Annotated in this window: 20 protein-coding genes; 9 read left to right on the top strand and 11 right to left on the bottom strand. The window is 40.9% G+C overall.

Going from position 1 to position 22,258, the window contains the following annotated elements; genetic code table 11:
• Positions 1-20: 20 nt before the first annotated feature.
• Both FRX45_RS05700 and FRX45_RS05695 read left to right on the top strand, forming a co-directional pair.
• A complete protein-coding gene (locus tag FRX45_RS05700) occupies positions 21-1,118 on the top strand; it encodes a Nif3-like dinuclear metal center hexameric protein (protein ID WP_152267424.1) in 1,098 nt (365 codons plus the stop codon).
• Positions 1,119-1,139: 21 nt separating this feature from the next.
• Positions 1,140-1,895 (top strand): zinc ribbon domain-containing protein, encoded by a 756-nt coding sequence (locus tag FRX45_RS05695; RefSeq protein ID WP_152267423.1) that lies wholly within the window; start codon positions 1,140-1,142, stop codon positions 1,893-1,895.
• A 112-nt stretch (positions 1,896-2,007) separates the two neighbouring features.
• Here the strand turns inward: FRX45_RS05695 and FRX45_RS05690 are convergent, their stop codons facing one another.
• Positions 2,008-3,666 carry a dipeptidyl-peptidase 3 family protein gene (locus FRX45_RS05690; RefSeq protein ID WP_152267422.1) on the bottom strand — a complete coding sequence of 553 codons (1,659 nt, stop codon included), beginning with the start codon at positions 3,664-3,666 and terminating at the stop codon, positions 2,008-2,010.
• 150 nt (positions 3,667-3,816) lie between these two features.
• On the opposite strand from FRX45_RS05690, the gene FRX45_RS05685 reads away from it, so the two are divergent.
• Complete coding sequence (locus FRX45_RS05685) at positions 3,817-4,125, top strand: DUF3467 domain-containing protein (RefSeq protein ID WP_152267421.1); 309 nt, start codon at positions 3,817-3,819, stop codon at positions 4,123-4,125.
• A gap of 109 nt (positions 4,126-4,234) precedes the next feature.
• On the opposite strand, the gene FRX45_RS05680 is transcribed toward FRX45_RS05685, so the two are convergent.
• Positions 4,235-5,428, bottom strand: coding sequence for a pyridoxal phosphate-dependent aminotransferase (locus FRX45_RS05680; RefSeq protein ID WP_152267420.1), 1,194 nt, complete (start codon positions 5,426-5,428; stop codon positions 4,235-4,237).
• 133 nt (positions 5,429-5,561) lie between these two features.
• On the opposite strand from FRX45_RS05680, the gene FRX45_RS05675 reads away from it, so the two are divergent.
• Both FRX45_RS05675 and FRX45_RS05670 read left to right on the top strand, forming a co-directional pair.
• The gene (locus tag FRX45_RS05675; protein ID WP_152267419.1) at positions 5,562-6,431 is read left to right on the top strand and encodes a bifunctional 5,10-methylenetetrahydrofolate dehydrogenase/5,10-methenyltetrahydrofolate cyclohydrolase; all 870 of its coding nucleotides are present in this window, start codon (positions 5,562-5,564) and stop codon (positions 6,429-6,431) included.
• A gap of 88 nt (positions 6,432-6,519) precedes the next feature.
• Positions 6,520-7,173: a 7-carboxy-7-deazaguanine synthase QueE gene (locus tag FRX45_RS05670; protein WP_226805003.1), complete on the top strand. Its 654-nt coding sequence runs from the start codon at positions 6,520-6,522 to the stop codon at positions 7,171-7,173.
• A gap of 117 nt (positions 7,174-7,290) precedes the next feature.
• On the opposite strand, the gene FRX45_RS05665 is transcribed toward FRX45_RS05670, so the two are convergent.
• Together FRX45_RS05665 and FRX45_RS05660 are read right to left on the bottom strand one after the other, a co-directional pair.
• Positions 7,291-8,277 carry a YpdA family putative bacillithiol disulfide reductase gene (locus tag FRX45_RS05665; protein WP_152267418.1) on the bottom strand — a complete coding sequence of 329 codons (987 nt, stop codon included), beginning with the start codon at positions 8,275-8,277 and terminating at the stop codon, positions 7,291-7,293.
• Between the two features lie 100 nt (positions 8,278-8,377).
• The gene (locus tag FRX45_RS05660; protein WP_226805001.1) at positions 8,378-8,935 is read right to left on the bottom strand and encodes a DUF1599 domain-containing protein; all 558 of its coding nucleotides are present in this window, start codon (positions 8,933-8,935) and stop codon (positions 8,378-8,380) included.
• A gap of 64 nt (positions 8,936-8,999) precedes the next feature.
• Between FRX45_RS05660 and folP the strand changes: the two genes are divergently transcribed.
• Positions 9,000-9,830, top strand: coding sequence for a dihydropteroate synthase (gene folP / locus FRX45_RS05655; protein ID WP_152267417.1), 831 nt, complete (start codon positions 9,000-9,002; stop codon positions 9,828-9,830).
• Positions 9,831-10,263: 433 nt separating this feature from the next.
• Here the strand turns inward: folP and FRX45_RS05640 are convergent, their stop codons facing one another.
• The 3 genes from FRX45_RS05640 to FRX45_RS05630 all read right to left on the bottom strand — a co-directional run bounded on the left by FRX45_RS05640 (position 10,264) and on the right by FRX45_RS05630 (position 12,716).
• Positions 10,264-10,449, bottom strand: coding sequence for a hypothetical protein (locus tag FRX45_RS05640; RefSeq protein ID WP_152267415.1), 186 nt, complete (start codon positions 10,447-10,449; stop codon positions 10,264-10,266).
• A 291-nt stretch (positions 10,450-10,740) separates the two neighbouring features.
• Positions 10,741-11,700, bottom strand: coding sequence for an FKBP-type peptidyl-prolyl cis-trans isomerase (locus tag FRX45_RS05635; RefSeq protein ID WP_193311601.1), 960 nt, complete (start codon positions 11,698-11,700; stop codon positions 10,741-10,743).
• Positions 11,701-11,708: 8 nt separating this feature from the next.
• Positions 11,709-12,716, bottom strand: a complete 1,008-nt coding sequence (locus FRX45_RS05630) for a DHH family phosphoesterase (protein WP_152267413.1) — start codon at positions 12,714-12,716, stop codon at positions 11,709-11,711.
• 88 nt (positions 12,717-12,804) lie between these two features.
• Between FRX45_RS05630 and FRX45_RS05625 the strand changes: the two genes are divergently transcribed.
• Positions 12,805-13,221: a nucleoside-diphosphate kinase gene (locus FRX45_RS05625; protein WP_152267412.1), complete on the top strand. Its 417-nt coding sequence runs from the start codon at positions 12,805-12,807 to the stop codon at positions 13,219-13,221.
• Positions 13,222-13,419: 198 nt separating this feature from the next.
• Here the strand turns inward: FRX45_RS05625 and FRX45_RS05620 are convergent, their stop codons facing one another.
• The 4 genes from FRX45_RS05620 to FRX45_RS05605 form a co-directional block, all read right to left on the bottom strand.
• A complete protein-coding gene (locus FRX45_RS05620) occupies positions 13,420-15,348 on the bottom strand; it encodes a menaquinone biosynthesis decarboxylase (RefSeq protein ID WP_152267411.1) in 1,929 nt (642 codons plus the stop codon).
• Between the two features lie 158 nt (positions 15,349-15,506).
• Complete coding sequence (locus FRX45_RS05615; protein ID WP_152267410.1) at positions 15,507-17,978, bottom strand: outer membrane beta-barrel family protein; 2,472 nt, start codon at positions 17,976-17,978, stop codon at positions 15,507-15,509.
• Positions 17,979-18,154: 176 nt separating this feature from the next.
• Positions 18,155-19,441 carry a prolipoprotein diacylglyceryl transferase gene (locus FRX45_RS05610; protein ID WP_152267409.1) on the bottom strand — a complete coding sequence of 429 codons (1,287 nt, stop codon included), beginning with the start codon at positions 19,439-19,441 and terminating at the stop codon, positions 18,155-18,157.
• A gap of 116 nt (positions 19,442-19,557) precedes the next feature.
• Positions 19,558-19,974: a BrxA/BrxB family bacilliredoxin gene (locus FRX45_RS05605; RefSeq protein WP_152267408.1), complete on the bottom strand. Its 417-nt coding sequence runs from the start codon at positions 19,972-19,974 to the stop codon at positions 19,558-19,560.
• A 234-nt stretch (positions 19,975-20,208) separates the two neighbouring features.
• On the opposite strand from FRX45_RS05605, the gene FRX45_RS05600 reads away from it, so the two are divergent.
• Positions 20,209-20,649: an Hsp20/alpha crystallin family protein gene (locus FRX45_RS05600; protein ID WP_152267407.1), complete on the top strand. Its 441-nt coding sequence runs from the start codon at positions 20,209-20,211 to the stop codon at positions 20,647-20,649.
• Positions 20,650-20,863: 214 nt separating this feature from the next.
• The gene (locus FRX45_RS05595) at positions 20,864-22,165 is read left to right on the top strand and encodes a hypothetical protein (protein WP_226804993.1); all 1,302 of its coding nucleotides are present in this window, start codon (positions 20,864-20,866) and stop codon (positions 22,163-22,165) included.
• The last annotated feature ends 93 nt before the right edge of the window (positions 22,166-22,258 follow it).

The following is a 22,258-nucleotide window of genomic DNA, read 5'->3' as shown; positions in this document are numbered from 1 at the left end:
ATATTACTTTTTGAAGATTTATGAAAATTAAGGACATCATTAACGTTTTGGAAAACACGGCTTCCCCATCGCTGCAGGAATCTTATGATAATGCCGGTTTACTTGCAGGCAATGAGCAACAGGAATGTGCAGGCGTACTTTGTTCGTTAGATGCTACAGAAGCAGTTGTTGATGAAGCGATTGAGCGGAAGTGTAATTTGATAGTGTCCCACCATCCTCTTATTTTTAAAGGACTGAAACGCATTACCGGCAAAAACTACGTGGAGCGTACTGTCATAAAAGCCATCAAAAATGATATCGCTATTTATGCCATCCACACCAATCTTGACAATATTATCAGCGGCGTAAACGGACGAATGGCAGACCGGCTGGGATTGGTCAACCGGGGCATATTGCTGCCCAAAACAGGAACCCTTAAAAAACTATACACTTTTGTACCCGTTGAACATGCACAAAACCTGAGAACCGCCTTGTTTAATACAGGAGCAGGGCACATTGGCAATTACAGTCAATGCAGTTTTAATGTTGAGGGTTCCGGAACTTTTAAAGGAGAAGAAGGCACAAACCCCTTTACCGGCCTTCCCGGCGAACTTCATTATGAAAAAGAAATAAAAGTTGAGGTCATATTTCCTGCATGGCTGGAACAAAGGATCATACAGGCTCTTACAGCCATTCATCCTTATGAGGAGCCGGCCTATGATGTGGTTCAGCTTGAGAATACACACCAGTATATTGGGTCTGGTCTTACAGGTTCACTACCCGAACCTATGGAAGAAAGGGCATTTTTAGCTTTTTTAAAAGAAAGTTTTCAACTTCCGGTTATCCGTCATACACAACTCACTGGCAGGCCCATACAACAGGTAGCGCTTTGCGGTGGTGCAGGTAGTTTTTTGATTTCCAAGGCATTACATGCAAAAACAGACATTTTTATAAGTGCTGATATTAAATATCATGAATTTTTTGACGCTGATAACCGGATGGTAATAGCAGACATAGGGCATTTTGAGAGCGAGCGATACACGATTGACTTATTGCATGATATTTTGCTGGAAAAATTTCCTACCTTTGCCGTCCTAAAAACAGCGGTAAATACCAACCCGGTATTTTATTACGCTTAATTCATAAATCGTATAGATCATATGGCCAACGTAAAAGAATTCTCCGTAGAAGAAAAACTTTCTTCACTCGTTGCTTTGCAAAAAATAGATTCCAAGTTAGATGAGATTAAAATACTGAAAGGAGAGCTTCCCATGGAAGTGCGTGACCTGGAAGATGAAATACACGGACTTCATGCCAGGCAAACCCGTGTGGAAGAAGAGATTAATGGCATCCAGGAATTTATTGAGCAAAAGAAAAACATCATCAAGGATGCCCAGGCACTGGTGAAGAAATATGAAAAGCAAAGTGAAAACGTAAAGAACAACCGGGAATTTGAAGCGATTACCAAGGAAATGGAATTGCAAAATCTCGAGATAAAACTGGCCGAAAAGCATATTAAAGACGCAAATGAAGAAATTGGCGATAAAGCCCGCCTGTTAGAGAGCGCTAAAAAAGCGGTGGGTGCTAAAGAAGGTGTTCTAAAACATAAAAAAGGAGAGCTTGAAAAAATAATAGGCGATACAGAAAAAGAGGAGAACGAGTTTCACAAAATATCTTCCGAAGCCCGCGAAAAAGTAGAACCCCGCCTGCTGGCATCTTATGAAAGGATCCGTAACAGTTACCGTAACGGACTGGCTATTGTGCCTGTACAAAGAGATGCATGTGGCGGTTGTTTTAATGCCATTCCGCCTCAAAGACAAAGTGAAATACGCCAGCATAAAAAGATTATCGTTTGCGAGAACTGTGGTCGCATTCTCATTGATGAAGAGCTTTACCATAGTACGGAAGTGCAGTAAACAATAGATTAATTTTATAAAAAAGCACTGGAAATCCGGTGCTTTTTTATGCCTATGACCCGGGAGTGTATGGTTTGTAAGTTTTGTGGCTTTTCAAACCGGGTATTCTACCCTATTTTAGCCCAAGCGCACTTAGCCCCTGCTCAAAAACAACATCTACGGGTATTCCTTTTTGCTGTAATGCATCCAGGTCAGATTGCAGATCGGCCTTAATAACGCTTTTCTCTTTTTGCAGCGCTTCCACACCTGCTTTATCGCCATTGCCCTGTAATGTTAGAATAAGCGCCCCCAGGTCATTCATTGCCGTACGGAATTTTTCATAGTTCACTTTATACCGGCCTTCACCTGTTTTTTCAAAGGCGCCTTTTTCCTGGAAGAAATTAAAATTGAGCATATTGGCCTTACCGTGAGCGCTGGCGGCGCCAAAACGAACAGAACGCAATATACCTGCCATATACGTGGTATAATACCCTTCAATATCCCCTTGCAGCTCTCCCTTTTCTACCAGTTTTGTTACCATGTATAAACCCAGTATATCTGCTTTCGCTTCCTCAAGCCATGACTGCTGTTCCTGCAAAGCCGCCCTAACAGTTCCTTTACCATTTACTGTTGTTTTAATACCTAAGCCATGCGCTACTTCATGAAACATAACATTGGAGAAAAAAGCATCGAATGTTATTTTGAATAATTGCGAAGCATCAATGAGCTCACCGGCTATGGGCATCAGTATTTTGTCGAATTTGGCCCGCATGGCATTTTTAAGTTGTGAACGACGGGTGCCTTTTGTTTTTTGTATGGTTTCATCGTTGGGCAAATTAACGGCAATGGTTTTGGAGCCCGCATTGCAATCGCCTGCATAATAAATAACGTCGTAGGCATTCAGTTCCGAGTCGGTACCGGGCTTTTCCGACTTGTATTTCTCTTCCACCGGAAGTCCTTCCTGCAGTTCGGGCAACATGGCAACATATTTGGCCAGGCGCCTGCTCCACTCCTTATCTTTTACCAGCAGGTAAGCTTCAAAGGATGCACGGTAATTGAACAATTTATCTTCATAATTTTCAATAGGGCCTATAATAAAATCAATACCATTTGTTTTCATATCCATCCAGGCCATATCGCTGGCGGTATATTTACTGGTAACAAGCCCTTCAGCACGCAGTTGCAAATATTTTTTCAATCCTGTATCTTCTGCAAGCTCTGCCGCCGCTTTCAGCAGCGAAGCCGCCTTTTCAAGTTGCGCCTTATATTCCTGGTGATAAGGAACTGAATACAGTTTACCGGCAGCATCACGTTCAACAATGGAATACAATCCCTGCTTATCTTTTATATCGGCCTTTTCAAATTCTTCTTTGGTCATATCCTTCGGATAAAAATTAGCACCCGGCGGTTTAACACCTGCACCTGCAACAAAAGCTGTATCATTCTTCAGCCTGTCCCACGGACCATAATTGATGCTGATAAATTGCCTGGTTGCTTCATCAGCAGTGGCATTCAGCAAACTGTCCTTGTTGCCGTAAGCCTGAAGCCAGAACAAGTCGTCCATAACACGGGCAGCTTCAATGAGCAGGGGCAACATCTGTTTTTCTTTTTGGGTAAGCTGATTTACATCGGTTGTTAGTTTTACCTTTTCATAGGAGGCCAACCTTTGCTGTATATAGGTCATGGATGAATCTTTTGTTTGTTCATTTGTTGCAGTTGCATTATTGTTACCATTGCATGAGAACAATATCCACATTGCAGCACCTATGGTTAAGCAGGAATATTTTTTCATATAACTGTTTGATTTAAGAGAGATCAAATGTAATAATTAAGATTGGACAGAAGTTGTCAGTAGTGAGTAGTCAGTGGTCAGTAAAGTTTCTCCATTTCAAATATCAATACCAAATATCAAATCTTAATTACATTTGCACAAACAACCATCATGGCAGATCAGCAACCCAATCAGCTCAATATAGAAATTTCTGAAGAAATCGCGGAAGGCGTTTATGCCAATCTTGCTATTATTACGCACAGCCATGCCGAATTTGTGGTAGACTTTGTAAATGTGATGCCGGGCACACCCAAAAGCAAAGTAAAATCAAGAATTATTCTTACACCACAGCATGCCAAACGTTTTATGAAAGCCCTTGTAGATAATGTAAAACGCTTTGAAGCAGCCAACGGACCTATACAGGATATTGAAGAAATACAAATCCCACTCAATTTTGGAGGACCTACTGCACAGGCTTAGGAGTGAGTGGTAAGTAGTGAATTGTCAGTGTCTTGTCTTGATATAAGTGGTAAGTGGCGAACATAGTGGGGTAAACCAGTCAACCAAACACCAACTACTCAACCAATCTCTACACCAGATTCTTATATACCTCAAGCGCTTTTTCGAGGCAATCCATTGCTTTATGAATAGCGCCTGTATTGAGCACATAGGCGAGGCGTACTTCCTGTTTTCCAAGTCCGGGTGTTTCATAAAATCCTGTTGCCGGCGCCATCATTACCGTTTGTCCTTCATAAGAAAAGGATTCTAATATCCATTGACAGAACCGGTCGGAATCATCTATAGGAAGCTGGGCCATAGCATAAAAAGCACCTCCGGGATTGGGGCAAAATACACCCTGAATATTATTTAAACGCGCTACCAATGTATCTCTTCTTAATTGATATTCGGCTTTAGTAGCGTCAAAATAATCAGCCGGCAGATCCAATGCGGCTTCCCCGGCAATTTGCCCGAAAGAAGGCGGACTAAGTCTGGCCTGCGCAAACTTGATAGCCGTTTCCAGCACCTGTTTGTTCTTCGTAATCAATGCCCCAATTCTTGCCCCGCATGAACTATAGCGTTTGGAAATGGTATCCAGCAATATTACATTTTCATCCACGCCTTTCATTTGCATGGCGCTGAAATGCGTGCCAGTATAACAAAATTCCCTGTATGCCTCATCAGAAAAAAGATACAACCCATGCTTCTGAACAATGGTTTTTAGGGTTTCCAGCTCTTCCCGGCTATACAGGTATCCTGTGGGATTATTAGGAGTACAAATAAGAATGGCTTTTGTGCGGCTGGTTATTTTTTGCTCAAGGGCAGCAATAGGTGGCAGCGCAAACCCATCTTTAATATAGGAAGTTACCGGCACTACTTTTACTCCTGCAGCAACAGCAAACCCATTATAGTTGGCATAAAATGGTTCAGGAATGATTACCTCATCTCCTGCATCAAGGCAGCTCATCATGGCAAATAAAATAGCCTCCGATCCACCGGTAGTAATGAGGATATGAGTATGATCAATAGCTATCCCGGCAGCTTTGTAATACTTTACCAGCTTGCGCCGGTACGTTTCATTGCCCGCGCTGTGGCTATATTCCAATATTTTAAAATCCGAATGACGAACTGCATCCAGCATAGGTTTGGGCGTTTCAATATCGGGCTGCCCGATATTGAGATGGTATACCATTATGCCTCTTTGTTTGGCAGCTTCGGCATATGGAACCAATTTCCGGATGGGCGATGCCGGCATTAACTGCCCACGGGTGCTGATGGATAACATATGGCAAAGATAGAGAACACATTAGAGCAAATAAAAATAAGAAGGCAGGTTTTTAATCAGAAAGGATCATTAAATAGTAATATCCTCCTGATTTCGCTTTTGCCTTTTCAATTTTCACATCTACCTTTGCGCCATGCAAATATTAGATGGCAAGCTGGTAGCACAGGCTGTAAAAAACGATTTAAAAATAAAAGTGGATGCCCTCAAAGAAAAGGGCAAAAAAACACCTCACCTGGCAGCCGTTTTAGTGGGTAATAATGGCGCCAGTGAAACTTATGTTGCCTCAAAAGTAAAAACCTGCGTGGAAATAGGGTATCAATCCACTCTTATCCGTTTTGACGCAGATGTTGAGGAACATGTTCTGCTTCAAAAAATACAGGAACTGAATGCAGATGACAATATTGACGGAATTTTGGTTCAGCTACCGCTGCCCAAACAAGTTGCGGAAGAAAAAGTGATCACCACCATTGCGGCGGAAAAGGATGTAGATGGTTTTCACCCTGCCAACATTGGTAAAATGATCCAGGGCCAACCTGCTTATATTCCCGCTACGCCTTATGGCATTTTGCTGTTGCTGGAACATTATAAAATTGAAACGAAAGGTAAACATGCGGTGGTAATAGGACGAAGCAATATTGTAGGCCGCCCCATAAGCATTCTCCTCAGCCAAAATACACCTACCGGAAATTGCACAGTAACCCTCTGCCATTCCCATACCCGTAACCTGGAAGCCATTTGTCTGCAGGCAGATATTATTGTAGCGGCACTGGGCAAGCCGGAATTTCTTACCGCAGATATGGTGAAGGAAGGAGCTATAGTAATTGATGTGGGCATTACCCGGGTAGAAGATAAAACCAAAAAGAAGGGCTATGCCATTAAGGGAGATGTACACTTTGAAACAGTAGCTCCCAAATGCAGCTATATCACCCCCGTGCCCGGTGGAGTCGGCGCAATGACCATAGCGGCACTTATGCAGAATACTTACCTTGCCGCTACGCAATAGTGGAAAGTTTATGGTTTATGGTTTGTGGTTTATGGTTTGGGAGTTAAGTTTTTTAAAGAGATGGCTGCTTTGTAAATATTAATTTGATTTGAAAAAAGCAATACATATTCCAGCAACAACGCTTCCTGTTATGGAGTCATTTTATACGCTCCAGGGGGAAGGTGCGCACCAGGGAAAAGCTGCGTATTTTATTCGCCTCGGCGGATGCGATGTAGGCTGTGTTTGGTGCGATGTAAAGGAAAGCTGGGACGCTGATGCGCATCCGCAAAAATCAATTGACACTATTGTAAACACTGCATTGCAGGCTATTCCTGCCGGGTATAAACCAAACGATAACAGTAAAGTTATTGCTGTAATAACAGGCGGGGAACCACTACTCTACGATCTTGAATTACTTACAAAGGCCTTACAAGTTGCCGGCTTTCGCACACATATTGAAACTTCGGGCAGCAGCAACATGAGCGGTGTGTGGGACTGGGTATGTCTTTCACCTAAAAAATTTAAAGCACCATTACCCGAAGTGGTTTCGCTTGCCGATGAATTGAAAATAATCATTTACAATAAATCGGACTTTGCGTGGGGTGAAAAATTTGCGGCTTTGGCGAATGCGGATTGCAAGTTGTACCTGCAACCGGAATGGAGCAAAGCGGCTGTGGTTACTCCCATGATCATTGATTATATAAAAGCAAACCCGCAATGGCAGATGAGCCTGCAGGTGCATAAGTATATTAATGTTCCGTAGAAAAGATTTGAAACAGGAGGGATTTGGAGTTTATCGTTTGTAGTTTATAGTTGCATTTCCCTTCGAATTTCGGGTTTCCAGGTTCGGATTTAATATTTGAATTTTATTTGGTTCTTGTCATTTGGAATTCCTGTTATTTCCTTCCATTTCCTTTTTCAAAATATCTTTCATAATCATCGAAGCATGTACTCTTGAATTTTCGATGAACCAGCTATGCGTATCCATGCCACCACATACCACACCGGCTAAGTAAATATTTTTTTTATTGGTTTCCATTGTTTCGGGGTTGTAGTCGGGGTGTAGCTTTTCATCATCCGACAAATGAATACCCGTTTTTCGCAAAAAATCAAACTGTGGCTGGTAACCCGTAGTGGCGATTACATAATCATTGGGTATCGTAACTATTCCACCGGGTGTTTGTATATCTACCCTGTCGTCATAAACAGCTGATAAGGTGGAATTGAAAAAAGCTTTGACACTTCCTTCAGCAATACGGTTTTCCATATCCGGCTTCACCCAATATTTTACCCGCTTGCCTATTTCGCTGCCCCTGATCACCATGGTTACTTCGGCTCCTTTGCGAAAAGTTTCCAGTGCCGCATCAACAGCGGAGTTGTTGGCGCCGACGACCACTACTTTTTGCATGGCATAAAAGTGCGGCTCTTTATAGTAATGGGTTACTTTGGGCAAATCTTCACCCGGTATGTTCATTAACACCGGCTTATCATAAAAGCCGGTAGCCAGTACAATGTATTTTGTATGGTAGGTTGTTTTTGTAGTAATTACCTCATACGCATTATCCCTGCTGTTAATGGACTTCACCTCTTCCTGCAGGTGTACATCCAGGTGATTGGATAGTGTGGCGCGGCGATAATATTCCAGCGCTTCATTTCGGGTAGGCTTTACCGATATAGATACAAATGGAATTCCGCCTATTTCCAGCCGTTCGGACGTGGAAAAGAAAGTCATATTATACGGATAGTTATACAGGGAATTAACCAAACAGCCTTTTTCCAGGATGCAATATTTTAACCCGGCTTTTTGGGCTTCCAATGCACAGGCAAGTCCTATAGGACCCCCACCAACTATAATGATATCTAACATGGATATGAAAAGATTTAATAAATACGTAAAGGCAGGCAAACGATAAGCAAAGGTATGTACTGATTTTGAGATTGATTTTTTCCAAACGTTTATTACGATATCAATGCTTTCCCTCACCGATGAGAATCAATGCAAAAACCGCATAATTGATAATATCGTAATAATTGGCATCAATCCCTTCGCTTATCAGCGTTTGCCCTTTGTTGGCCAATATTTGTTTGATCCGCAATAATTTTGATAAAATAAGATCAGTAAAACTTTCCTGGCTCATTTCCCGCCACGCTTCCCCGTAATCGTGATTTTTATTTTCCATTAGCGCCCTTGCGCCGGCAACTACTTTATCGTATAATTGTTGTACTGTATGCACATCTAATTCCTCCACCTCATCTGCTTTCAGCTCCATTTGCATAAGGCCTACTACGCCATAATTCAAAATGCCCTTGAATTCCGATGCAATATCATCATCAATTTTCTGCAATCTGTTTTCCTGGATGGTACGGATGCGTTTGGCTTTTATATATATCTGGTCAACAACAGAAATGGTTCTTAATACCCTCCAGGATGTGCCATAATCTATTGTTTTCTTTAAAAAAATATCCCTGCACGATTTTACCGCGGTATCATATTGCTGAATGGTTGTCATTATTGAACTGCTCATTTAATATGGGATGAACTATTTTTGTTCTTTAGCTGAAGTTTCAAAAATAAGCCGAAAACAAATAATGTACACTTTAAACTGTAAAGGCCGTTTGCTGGCGATGGATAAACCATGGGTGATGGGTATCATTAACGCCACACCTGATTCATTTTACAAAGAAAGCAGGAAGCAGCATGTTGATGAAATAGTCCAGCTTGCGGAAAAGATGATAACGGAGGGTGCAAACATTGTAGATATTGGCGGACAAAGTACCCGGCCTGGCAGTGAAAGGATTAGTGTGCAGGAAGAAACAGACAGAACGGTGCCGGCTATTGAGCGCATAATGCAGGGTTTTCCGGATGCCATCATTTCAATAGATACATATTCTTCCGAAGTAGCAAAATCCGCTGTGCAGGCTGGCGCTTCTATCATAAATGACATTAGCAGCGGCGATATGGACGAGGCCATGCTTTCTACTGCAGCAACTTTACATGTACCTTATATTTGCATGCATATGCAGGGAACACCGGGTACTATGCAAAAAGATCCACAGTATGAAGATGTATCTACTACCGTACTGGATTACCTGATCCGCAAGGTAGACCAATGCACAAAAACAGGCATTCATGATCTTATTATTGACCCCGGGTTTGGTTTTGGAAAAACCATCGCGCATAATTTTACGTTGCTTAAATCGCTGCCTGCCCTGCAGATCATTCAACGCCCGGTGATGGTTGGACTTTCACGCAAATCAACGATCTATAAAACATTACACACCACAGCAGAAGGTGCTTTAAACGGCACTACGGTTTTACACACCATTGCCCTTATGAATGGCGCCAATATATTGCGGGTGCACGATGTAAAGGAGACTAAGGAAGCAATAGCGCTTTTTATGGTTTATAAAAAGGCTTAAGGAATACGACAATTCATTTTCACTTCTCCTGTGTGGCCGAAAGAAATACTCCTGGGGTAACCACACTAATAACCGAATGCTTATAACGCTTAATATTGCGTGTAATAAAATATATAGTTCCCCGAATTTGTAAAGCCGTATAATATTGATAGGCCTCTTCAGGGTCGTTAAAATTACTTTGCAGAGCCTTCTGAAAATCTTTTGTCCGCGTCTGAGCTATATTTACTTTTTTTCAATAACACTTCTGATAAAATTTCAGCTTTCGCGGGCCTGTATTTAGTTAGAAAATAAGTAATGTCAGCAAAAGACACAGAAGATGTATACATACTATATCCTGGCTTTGAGCATTTGTTTAAACCTCTTTCTGAATCGGTTGCTAATCCTTCCCGGTTTAACAGAGCATCCAAAAAAATATTAGTGTCAACGAAAACAATCATTTGCCAGCTTTAAATTTTTCTTCCCTGATCATTCCCAATATGGCTTTATAATCCAATACGGGCAATTCCTCAATGGGAAAAGAAGGTCTGAGCGAGGTACCCAAACCTTGTTCAGCAATATCAATTTTTTCTTTCTTCGAAGCCGTACGTACAAATTCCCTTATAAGACCTGAAGCGGTCATTTTTCTTTTCCGGGCTAATGCTTTAATAGATTGTTCCGTAAACGCATCTATGCTTATTGTAATTTTAACAGCCCTATTATGTACTTTGTTTTACAGCTTACGTATTATTTTTTATTTCCTGTTTTTTTGCTGCCAATTTATTTTAAACGCAAAACGGACAGGCTACCGGAGTAACCTGTCCGTTTGAATACTATTTGGTGAGTAGTCAGTGGTGAATATCTTTCATTTAAAACCAGCTCCTACCTTTCTGTTCATTAAAACACCATCCCATTTTTTCTTTCGCCTTTCCCTTTATTGCTTTTTTGGAGCAATCTGGGGACGTGCAGGTAACTGCTGGGGCGGAGCCGGTGCATCTTTTACATCCAACACCTCTATCTCGAACATGAGGTTGGTGTTGGGCTTTATTTTGCCAGAACCTTGTGAACCATAACCCAATACTGAAGGAATAAATAACCTGCCCTTAGCTCCTTTACCAAGCAGCTTCAGCCCATCATCAAATCCTTTTATAGAGCCACCGGTGCCCAATGTAAATGTGTAAGGCTCGGTGTGATGAAAAGAAGTATCCACATTGCTGTCGAACGCTTCGCCATCGAGGAATTTGCCGGTATACTTAACGGATACAGACTGACCATCTTTACCCGGTTCTCCGCCAGCCTGCTGAATTTCTACATAAGTACCTTCTTCCGTTTTGGTAGCTTTGATATTATTTTTAGCAATATAATCCTGCAAAATTTTATCGTCTTTTACTTTCTGCGCAATAGCGTGAATAGAATCCTGCTCCTGAAACTTCTGTACTTCTTTGGCAAAATCCGCCTGTGCGCTATCGGCTTTCAGAATACCCAGTATTTTAAACGTGGTAATCAGATATTCCCCTTTTTTAAATTCTTTTGGCATCATGGCCATTCCACCTTTAAACACACTATCGGTAAGAATGCGGGTAATCACACTGTCTCCTATCCTTACATTTTTAAATACTTCATAATATTCTTTAGGCAATTGCATACCGGTACTGTCAATAGGCTGGTACTGCGGTGGCTGGCTATAGGTATCTTTCATTGCAGAATCTTTGTATTTCTGCGCAAAATGAAATTTCATTACCTCGCCATACGCAATGGGGCTTCCTTTACCGCTGCCGATAATTTTGTACTCCATCCCGTTCGCTAATTTTTTATACGGCCCACTACCGCCGCTGCAGGAACTCAATCCGAAAGCCAAAGCCACTGCGGATCCTAACCATGTTATTTTTTTCATACTTGTGATCATTGTAATTGTGATGCGTTTTCTTTTATTGCTTTTTTAAATAGTTGCATAGTAGTCTGGAGCGAATCTGAGCTTCTTCCACCGGAAGCATTGAAGTGACCGCCACCATTAAAATATTTCCTGGCAAAAGTATTTACATCCACATTTCCCTTGCTCCTGAACGACCATTTGCGTTCTTCATCCCTGTCTATAACCAACCCTGCTAATTTTATGCCCTGAATCGTTAGCGGATAATTCACCAGTCCTTCCGTATCGCCTGTTCTGATATTAAATTTAAGCAGGTCGCTTTTGGGTATAGATATGAGTGCCGCATTGTACTCGTAAAATATTTCCATCCGGTGCAACAATACATGCCCAATGAATCTTAACCTGTCTTCTAAGAAATTATCATACAAATTTTCGTGGATGATGGCATGCTTCAGTCCTTTTCTTTTCAGAACTGCCACCATTTCATGCACATCGGGTGAGGTAGCCGGAAACCGGAAAGAACCCGTATCACCTATTATACCGGCATACAGGCAGGCAGCTACCTCTTCGTTAATGAGATGTTCATTGCCGGACGCTTTAATAAAATCATATACCATCTCCGAAGTAGAGCTTTTAGCGGTGAGGCTGATCCCATAATCAAAAGCCTCTGTTTCCGGCTGTTCATGATGGTCTATTAAAATTTTAATGCAATTTAATTCAGCAAGCTTCGCCGCCATATGCTTTGTACGATACAAAGCATTAAAATCCAGACAAAATAACCATTCTGCTTTTTCTAAAGCAATATTGGCTTTTTCCCTGGTAGCCTCAAAATCTATAACCGCTTTTGAACCGGGCATCCATTTCAAAAAGTCGGGCCAATTGGTAGGCGAAATAACCGTAACCTCATGCCCCAACTGAGCCAATACCCCTGCAAGCGCTAAAGCGGAACCCATAGCATCCGGGTCAGGCTTCTGATGCATGGTAACAACTACATTGCGCGGCGTATTCAATAATGGATAAATCTCCTGGATGGGTTTCATACAAAGCCGCAAAAATCAATTATAATATGCATTCAGTCAAATCTTTTTTAGACTAAACCGTTACCTTTGCTGCCCTAAAGAAAAAAATATGAGTAATATTACTTTTACCATGATCAAGCCGGATGCTTTTGCAAATGGTCATACCGGAGCTATTTTGGATAAAATCATTAAAGCTGGTTTTCGAATTGTGGCTTTAAAGCTTACATCGCTCTCAGGTGAAAAAGCAGGTGAATTTTACGCCATTCATAAAGAGCGCCCTTTTTATGGTGAACTGGTTGAATTTATGAGCAGCGCACCGCTTGTTGCCGCTATTCTTGAAAAAGACAATGCTGTAGAAGATTTTCGTAAACTGATAGGAGCTACCGACCCGGCAAAAGCAGATGCCGGTACCATCCGCCAGCTTTTTGCCGAAAATGTAGGCAGAAATGCTATCCATGGAAGTGACAGCAATGAAAATGCCTTGATCGAAGGCAGCTTTTTCTTTAGTAACCTGGAAAAATACTAAATGCAACTACTTAGTGAAAGATCTTTTCTGATAAAAAATTTAAAAATTAATATCATTATACAAAGTTTGGCATAATCTTAGTTATATCAATTACATCTTTCTCAAGGGTTTAGGGTTGAAACTAAAGGGGGCTCATTTCCATGGGCCTCAATTTTTTTGTACATACCCCAACAATTAAGCTTCAGCATTTTATGTTGTCTAATCCTCTACCACAGCTTCACTTCCATACATCTGGCTCTTATATTCCAATGACGGAGAAGGAATAAACCGGCCTATATTAAGCGCATCCCATTTTTTATCTACCGCTTCAATAGTAGCATCATCTGCAACAATAATATTGGGCCAATCCCGCTGAAAATCATCCCATTCTTTGGTTTTGCGCGTACCGTCTAATCCCAAACAGCAAAATGTTTTGCCGGGGTGTGTAGCAGAGGGCTGTTCAAACAGGAAATTATCCCTTTTAGGATCAAGGTTATTGCAAAACCGCCATAGCGCTACAGGCAAATTGACCGGATTTACATTATACTCTACGTATAGGATCATTTTAATGCTTTCGATCCCGGCAATCTGTTTACAGATGCGTTCATGCAATTCCCTTACATGGCCCTTTTTATCTTTTTTGACAGCCACAAGTAAACAGGGTATGCCAATACCAGGCAGTGAAGTATTAACCAATGCTATTTCAGGAAAAGCGGATAACAGGTCATGCTGCTCCACCTTTTGATTTATGGTTTGCAGTTGATATTGTTCATCCAGTTCTTCTTCGAACTTCCGGGTACCGTCAATACACATTTTTCCGCCAAAACCCATTTTGCTGCAGCTATGATCCAGTACATCCATAGGACCTGTGGCAAAAAAAACATCTTTAGATACATCTAAGTTCTTAAATACCTGCTGCGCAAGGTCAGCATAATTCCGGATATTGGCATGTTCATCCGCTATAACCAATATTTTATTGAACATCATTTGCCCGGCGCCCCACATGGCATACATCACTTTTTGTCCCTGCCCCGCGAACTCCTTCTTTATTTTGGCAATTACCAGGTTGTGAAAAACACCTTCAACCGGCATTTCCATATCAATGATCTCCGGCACCATTGTCATTTTGATAGGCGCCAGAAAAATTCTTTCGGTGGCTTTACCCAGCCACGCATCTTCCTGCGGAGGAATACCCACAATGGTGGCAGGGTATACAGGATTTTTTTTATGGGTGATGCAGGTAACATGAAAGCGGGGGTACCAGTCGGGAAGAGAATAATATCCTGTATGATCGCCAAAGGGACCTTCCCATATTAGTTCATCCTCCGGATCAACATATCCTTCAATAATAAAATCCGCATCGGCCGGCACTTCCAGTTCGGGCTGGGTAATGCATTTAACCAGTTCTACTTTCTTTTTCCTTAAAAAACCCGCCAGCATATATTCATCCACATTTTCGGGCAGCGGGGCCGTGGCCGAATAAGCATACACAGGATCTCCGCCGAGGGCAACGGCAACGGGCATACGCTTTTCAGCCTGCTTATAGCCATTGTAATGCTTTGCCGATACTTTATGTTTATGCCAGTGCATACCGGTAAGCGTTGGACCAAAAACCTGCATCCTGTACATACCAACATTCCTGATGCCGGTGTTTAAATCTTTGGTATGAATAATAGGCAATGTAATAAAAGGCCCGCCATCCTTAGGCCAGCAGGTAATTACAGGCAATTTCCCCAGGTCGGGATTGGACATCACCACTTCCTGGCAGGCCCCTCTGCCGCTTTTTACTTTAGGCATCCATGATGCAAACCGGCCCAGCTTAGGCAATAGATTCAGTTTATCTATAATGCTTTCTTTGGGCTTGGTAAGCAGCTTAAAAAGGCTTTCAATTTCTTTAGCTACATCATCCAGGTGCTGCACACCCAAAGCCATCCCCATTCTTTTTTCACTGCCATAGGCATTCATCAGCACGGGAAACCCGTAACCGGTATTCTCAAACAATATCGCCTTCCCTCCATCACCGCTTTTGCTTATCCTATCCGTTATCTCGGCCATTTCAAGACGTGGATCCACATAGGTTTTCACTCTTAACAACTCCCCTGCCCTGTCTAATGCATTTATAAATTCCTGTTGATTCTTATAGGCCATACACCGACGTATTTTGATTCAAAGATAAAGCATGCGCAGGCATCGGCCGGTTAATTAAAGACCCCAAATAAATCAAAAAAATATCCCACTGGGAACAGTGGGATCTAAAACCAAAACATGAGAAACTAACCTGTTAGATAATTTGAGATTCAGCAATCTTAATTTGCCTGCCCCGCCCTGTCTAATTCTTCAGAAACACCTGTTGCTCTTTTGCGGGATGGCGCGATGGTATTTTTGCCAAAACGGTACGTAAAGCTTGCTGTAACCTGGCGGCTGTCCCAACGATTTTTTATGGTAACGTCCACATCTCCATACTTCATGTAACCCCCAAATTTCTGCCAGCCAAAGGGATCCCGGAAATTGAGGCGCACTGTTGACTTTCCTTTCATGAGCGTTTTTTGCAACCCGATAGTCATCTGGTACATTTCATTCATCACCAGTAAGCTATTTAATCCTTTCGAGCGGTAAAAACCACTCAGCTCTGCGGAAAATCCTTCGGCTAAAGTAAAGCTGTTGGTGAGGTTTATCATATACGCCGTATTAGAAGCATCAATTGGATCTCCATTATATATGCCTTCGTAATGATTGTTGTAGAGGTTTACAAAAAGATTTGAATTGAACCATGATGTCCACTTAAACGGAGCGGTAACCGACAATCCTATATTTCTGAATTGGGATACATTTTCAGTAGTTTGAAAAGTGGTTTTTTCGTCTGTATTCTGTCTCAGTATCTGTGATATCACATCCGTAGTTCTGCTGTAATTAAGGGTTGTAATAAATTTCCCTTTAAAAGAATGGCTTAATTCAATATTATGACTGAACTGCGGCAGCAGGTAGGGGTTGCCCTGCTGATAGGTTAACGAATCGAGGAAATAAATGAATGGATTCAGATCCTGGTAATTGGGCCGGTTTACCCTGCGGCTATACGAAAGCGTAAGCTGGTTATCTTTGTTCACCGCATAGCTGAGAAATGCAGTTGGAAACAGGTTGGTGTAATGCCTTTTAAAAGTAGAATCATTGGTTACCTGGTAGCCTTTTGTATTGGTATTTTCGGCCCTTAATCCTGCCTGGACACTCCATTTCTCACTCAGCTTTTTATTTACATTTACATATGCCGCATTAATATTTTCCTCGTAAATAAAGTGATTGGAACGATAATCCTTTTTCCACTCTTCGCCATCGTGACGCGTATAATCAACAATGTTGTTGTTTTTAACATAGTTGACTTTTATACCTGTTTCAATCTTAAAATTATTTTTTAACGGATGCACATAATCTGTTTTAAAAGAATAGATATTAATATTGGAAGGAAGATGTCCCTTTAATAGTATAGGATCGCCCATTGTGCTGCCCCATTTATCCAATACGTTTGTTGTTAACAACATATCAGAAACATTGTCATACTTCACATAATCAAGATCAACTGTAAACTCTCTTCCCGAACTATCGAAACTATGTTTGTAATTGATATTGCCGGTGTAGTTCCTGAACTTGATATTATTATCTGTTGTGGAATACAGACCCGATTGCAGGCTACCATCAGGATTATAAATATTGGATATTGTAGATGGTGCAAAATCTCCAAAAAAACCAAAACCCGTAAATACTACGCCCAATACATTTTTATCGTTAATGTAATAATCGGCACCGAGCTTGGCGCTGTGATTGTCGGCGTTACCGTTAAAAGTGGTACCCAAAGCTGCTGAAGCATTCAAACTTCCATCCTCATTATAGAAGTTGCGCATAATGGTTAACTCATTTCTGCGTTTATTGAAATTGGGATTATAGCTGCCAAATATGTTGATCTTATTTTTCCTGTAGTTGAAGTTCAGGCTGTTTTGCGATTTTGGCTGCACGTATAAAACATCGCCTTTGGGAAAAAAACCGGTAGTAGCACCTATCATTATACTTCCGTTCAATCCCATCTTCAGGCTTTTTTTAGTTTTAATATTGATGATACCCGAATTGCCGGAGGCATCGTATTTTGAAGAGGGGTTGCTCATAATTTCTATCTGGTCAATGGCAGAGGCAGGTGTATTTTTGAGCAGGTTGGCCAGGTCTTCTGCAGAAAGATAAGTAGGTTTGCCATCCATCATTACAACAACGCCGGCTTTTCCTTTCAAACTTATTACACCATCATTATTTACAGTGATGCCCGGTGATTTTTCCAGCACCTCCATTGCGGTTGCCCCCGCATTGGTAGGAGCAGCATCTACATTTACTACCAGTTTGTCTATTTTTTGTTCGATCAGTGGTTTTTTAACAGTAACCACCACTGCCTTCATATCCTTGCTTGCCGGCGTAAGGTGAGTAGTACCAGTTTGAATGGCATCGCCTGCGGAAGAAACCTTAAAAGAGGAAGTATATTTTTTTTCAAATCCTACGGAACTGATCAGCAGCAAAAACGAACCATTTTCGGGAGAAACAATTTCAAACTTTCCATTTTTATCGGTTATTTCAATTTTAACAACCCCTGAATCTTTAGCCGATAAAAGCGTAACCGTAGCAGCTTCAATGGCTTTTTCGCCATTTTTTACAACACCGGTTATTTTTGATATATTTTGAGTTTGTGCCTGTAGGAAGAGGATGCTGAAATTAACAACAACCAATAGCATAAATATTTTTTTCATTGCAGTTTATATTTTGTCTCTTAATAATTACAAGACAAACATATGGTACTTTGCAATGCATAGTACATAGTTTTGCAATAAACGGTTCAAATCAATGATATTTGGTAATGCATAGTACTATCAAGATAAGTTGAAGTACCTGAAAACAGAAACATTCAGATAAGACAAAAAGTACATTATGCTTTTTGGGGAGGCAGAGAACGTGCATAGCTTTTAGACCAAAAGAAAAGCGCAATGCCGGTTATTATTAATAAAGTGGAAATAATTTCCGCCTGCGTGGGATGAAACCCGAAAATATCATATTTCGTATTTACACGAATCTTTTCAACAAAAAATCGTTCTAATCCATTCAATACTAAGTAAATGGAAAACATTTGACCGGGAACGGTTATTTTTTCCCGCAACCCCATCAATACCAGGAACAAAATTAAACATGCAATTATCTCATAAAATGGGGTAGGAAAAACAGGAACAGGCAGGGCATTACAATGATCGCCCGAACAATCGGCCATTTTAAATCCCTGTTCGTTTACATTATGCGGATAGGCATATGCCACCGTCCACCTGGGAAGAAAAGATGGAGCTTTTACCGCTATGCGCGGTATACTATCGGTTCCAAATTCGCTTAAATAAATTGTTTTATGGGTTTCAAGTGCTTTGTCAAAATCCCCGGGTCCTGCTTCTACCGTCTTTCCGGAAGCGCTGGTCACATACGCACTGTTTAAAATACCCCAGTCACCATCCCCGCTCACCTGGCAGCCAATTCTTCCCAAAGCATAGGCCAGCATTAAAGTGGGAGCCGCGGCATCAACAAGATGCCGGATGCTGATCTTCTTTTTGCGTGCATACCACAAAATGGCCGCAGTAGCGCAAATTAAACCTCCGTAAAATGTAAGGCCGCTGGGTGATAATAAATTTTCAATAGGATTTTGTATAAACCTGTCCCAGTTTTCAAGATTATCAAAAATTTTGGCGCCGATAAATCCAAATATAGCAGCATATATGGTAATGTCGCCTACCCTTTCATGTGGCCATATCCGTATCTTTCTTTTTTCCGGCTTTGCAAGTTTTTGCTTTCCTTTTTCACGGTACTTCAACCCCGCAAAAATCAATGCCAGTATAATACCCCCCGCGAAACTTCCCTTGCCGGAAAAAATATATTCCTGCGGAGGTATTTGATCGCTATTGAGAAAAATACCCAATGCTTTATACCCTACTATAAACCCCAATAATGCATTAATTAGTAATTCGGATAACGAAGCAGGCTTGCCAATTATAATCGTTTCTTCTACCGGGAACAAAAGCCCTTCCCTTTCTTTTCGTTTGAGCTCTTTGGCCAGCACTATAGCAGAAAGAATAAAAGCAATGGCAACAAAAAAACCGAAAGCGTTCACAAATTTCGTCCATGCCCACGGCTCAATTCCAAAAGTATCTTTAAGAAAAAAATAAAGGTTGGGATACATGTTACACAATTGGTATAAGGTACAATGTTACTTTAAAATTGTGGATTGCTACACATAAATTCACCATAAAAAATCCCGCTCTCAAAAGAACGGGATTATAAAGAATAAATCAATACTTAATTACAGTGCTCTTCAAATGCAGCAATAAGATTTCCGGCAATAAGCTGAGCCGGTCTTCCTTCTATTTGATGGCGTTCAATAAAATGCACCAACCGGCCGTCTTTAAAAAGTGCTATTGCAGGAGACGATGGGGGATATGGCAGAAGATGCTCTCTTAAAGTATTAACAGCATCAATATCAAACCCCGCAAAACTTGTAGCAAGCTGATCGGGTTTTTTAGAAGCATTCGCCACTGCCATCAATACACCTGGCCGGGCGCTCCCTGCCGAACAGCCACATACTGAATTGATCATTACTAAGGTTGTGCCTTTCTGCTGTAAAGCATTTTCCACTTCCTGCGGAGTTAATAATTCATTGAAACCGTTATCGGTTAACTCCTCCTTCATTGGTATTACAATTTCTTCCGGATACATTTCTTGAATATTTTAGTTTGATTTAATTTTTTCTGTGCTGCAAAGTTAATCAAATCTTCCTTATTAAATCTTGCGCCGTATTGTCGCTTAAAACAAAGGGAATGTGTCATCTTGTCTTGTTTCGACCGCTTTTAATGGATTACTTCTGCAAAAAATTCATTCTTTTATGGATGGAACACAGTTTGATCATTCCCCCATGTAAAACAAATTCATTAACATTTAAAATAACAAATTATGACACTCGTAAAAGTAAACGGCTCACCGGTAAAAAAAGCTTATAACAGTTTTTTGGATGACTGGTTCAATGAATGGACAAACTTTGGCAAAGATGATGAAACAGTTCAGTGGAAGACTGTACCCGTAAATATCCATGAAACGAAAGATGCTTATCATCTTGAGCTCAGTTCACCGGGATTAAAAAAAGAAGATCTTAAAATTAATGTTGAGAATGATGTATTAACCATCTCCTATGAACAAAAAGAAGAAACCAAAAGTGAAGACTATAAAACTGTGCGCAGAGAATTTAAGTACAACAGCTTTAAACGCAGTTTTACTTTAAACGACAAAATTGATTCCGGTAATATCCAGGGCAAATATGAAGATGGTATATTAAAAGTGCATATACCGAAGAAAGCAGAAGCACAGGCTGTTAGCAAACAAATAGAGATCCAATAACCAAAGTTTCAACTTTTTCATACAAGACGAGGTGTATGGTTTTTTGGCGCAGGCTGGCTCCGCAAGGAGTCAGCCTTATTTTTCATAAATTATTAACATTCAACCGCTGCATATAACAGGTTTACAGGATTAAGCGTTATACTTTGGCTGAAATTTGGAATAAAACATTAAATTTGCCATACTAAATTTTTTAACCCACTAAAAGACCAGCAAATTGATCAATAATAAGTTTGCTTTTATCCTGGTGTTGTCTTTAGGTTTCGTTCTTCCGGCGTTTTCTCAGGTTATAGATTCACTGAAAATCGATACGGCTAAAATCGATACAGCTAAAGCCGATACTGTTTTCCGGACTATTCCCCAGGAAGATTCGGTACTGAGAATCAGGAATCTGAATCCTTATATTACGCTTCATGTGGACTCCACCCTGCAATATAAGCTGGACATCAATAAAGATCAGTCTCACTATTACTGGTTTCTTAAAAATTCTCCCGTTGGATTAAAGGTTGAAAGAAACAGCGGGCTTTTAACTTTTAAGGCGGAAAAAGCTTTCTTTCTTTCCGGCAGACTCAAGTACGATCTTGAATATAAAGTAAACCTGGGTGTTCAGAACCTTGACGACCCTAAAGACAAAATAGATACTTCCTTTACTTTGCTGTTTTTTAATACGGAGATCATTCCTTCAAAAATAAAGCCCAGCGTTAATAATATATTGTATGTAGATGAGGGAGACAGTATTAGCTTTAAAGTTCAGTGTGAAGATGGAAACTTTCCTATTGAAAACATTACGATGACCAGTAATTACCCGGTTAAAACCATTGGGACGGTAGCCAAATGCGGAGATGATTTTAAATGGTCGCCACCGTTTGGTTTTGTTAAGCCATCCGACAAGGACAAGCTAAGGGAGGTGATTGTTAATTTTGTGGGTGTCAATAAGTTTAATGTACGCGATACTGCAACCATCCGTATCGTGGTAAGAGAAAACATAAATTACCCGCAAAAAGTACTTGAATACAATGAAGTAGTAAGAAGTATCCAAAACTATTCTAACCGGCTGAAAGCCACTTTTATGGAGTTGGATAAACAGATAAAATCAACACGTGGAACCCGCACAACCTTTGATCTTACTTCAGCTGCTTCTTCACTGGGAGGAACCGTTTTTTCATCCCTACCAACAGACGGACAAAAAACTGCGGGTAAAATATTACCCAGCGTTGGTGTAGCCATGGTGCCAGTAAAAGAATCAGTATCACCTGTTAAAAAAGAGGAACAAAATTCTGCAACTCTCGTGCGCAATAGCATCAAACGCTTAGACTACCTGCTTCAAAATAACGTGCTGGTAGGTGAAAAGGATCCCGAACTGATTAATAAAAGCCAAAAGCTGAGGGATGAATTAAAACAAATCCAATTACAATTAATAGAAGTTCCTGTGGTTGAATTCGATGATTCTCCTGAAGAACTGGATAAGTATTTCAACAATCCTAAAGTTGCCAGGAAATACCGCATGAAAAAATCATAGCCAGGTGCCGGGGTGTTTCAAGTTACAGGTTGCAAGTTACACACCTTGAGACCGCAACTTAACTATAAACAATAAACTTCCAAATTTCTAAAC

Origin of the sequence: Agriterribacter humi (assembly GCF_009192765.1) — a bacterium.
Classification (GTDB): Bacteria; Bacteroidota; Bacteroidia; order Chitinophagales; family Chitinophagaceae; genus Agriterribacter; species Agriterribacter humi.
Note: the sequence above shows the minus strand (reverse complement) of the source record. Positions and strands in the feature narration are given on the sequence as shown.

Coding starts and splice junctions, on each gene's coding strand:
- FRX45_RS05700 (WP_152267424.1), top strand. CDS start 21: ATGAAAATTAAGGACATCATTAACGTTTTGGAAAACACGGCTTCCCCA.
- FRX45_RS05695 (WP_152267423.1), top strand. CDS start 1,140: ATGGCCAACGTAAAAGAATTCTCCGTAGAAGAAAAACTTTCTTCACTC.
- FRX45_RS05690 (WP_152267422.1), bottom strand. CDS start 3,666: ATGAAAAAATATTCCTGCTTAACCATAGGTGCTGCAATGTGGATATTG.
- FRX45_RS05685 (WP_152267421.1), top strand. CDS start 3,817: ATGGCAGATCAGCAACCCAATCAGCTCAATATAGAAATTTCTGAAGAA.
- FRX45_RS05680 (WP_152267420.1), bottom strand. CDS start 5,428: ATGTTATCCATCAGCACCCGTGGGCAGTTAATGCCGGCATCGCCCATC.
- FRX45_RS05675 (WP_152267419.1), top strand. CDS start 5,562: ATGCAAATATTAGATGGCAAGCTGGTAGCACAGGCTGTAAAAAACGAT.
- FRX45_RS05665 (WP_152267418.1), bottom strand. CDS start 8,277: ATGTTAGATATCATTATAGTTGGTGGGGGTCCTATAGGACTTGCCTGT.
- FRX45_RS05660 (WP_226805001.1), bottom strand. CDS start 8,935: ATGAGCAGTTCAATAATGACAACCATTCAGCAATATGATACCGCGGTA.
- folP (WP_152267417.1), top strand. CDS start 9,000: ATGTACACTTTAAACTGTAAAGGCCGTTTGCTGGCGATGGATAAACCA.
- FRX45_RS05640 (WP_152267415.1), bottom strand. CDS start 10,449: ATGACCGCTTCAGGTCTTATAAGGGAATTTGTACGTACGGCTTCGAAG.
- FRX45_RS05635 (WP_193311601.1), bottom strand. CDS start 11,700: ATGAAAAAAATAACATGGTTAGGATCCGCAGTGGCTTTGGCTTTCGGA.
- FRX45_RS05630 (WP_152267413.1), bottom strand. CDS start 12,716: ATGAAACCCATCCAGGAGATTTATCCATTATTGAATACGCCGCGCAAT.
- FRX45_RS05625 (WP_152267412.1), top strand. CDS start 12,805: ATGAGTAATATTACTTTTACCATGATCAAGCCGGATGCTTTTGCAAAT.
- FRX45_RS05620 (WP_152267411.1), bottom strand. CDS start 15,348: ATGGCCTATAAGAATCAACAGGAATTTATAAATGCATTAGACAGGGCA.
- FRX45_RS05615 (WP_152267410.1), bottom strand. CDS start 17,978: ATGAAAAAAATATTTATGCTATTGGTTGTTGTTAATTTCAGCATCCTC.
- FRX45_RS05610 (WP_152267409.1), bottom strand. CDS start 19,441: ATGTATCCCAACCTTTATTTTTTTCTTAAAGATACTTTTGGAATTGAG.
- FRX45_RS05605 (WP_152267408.1), bottom strand. CDS start 19,974: ATGTATCCGGAAGAAATTGTAATACCAATGAAGGAGGAGTTAACCGAT.
- FRX45_RS05600 (WP_152267407.1), top strand. CDS start 20,209: ATGACACTCGTAAAAGTAAACGGCTCACCGGTAAAAAAAGCTTATAAC.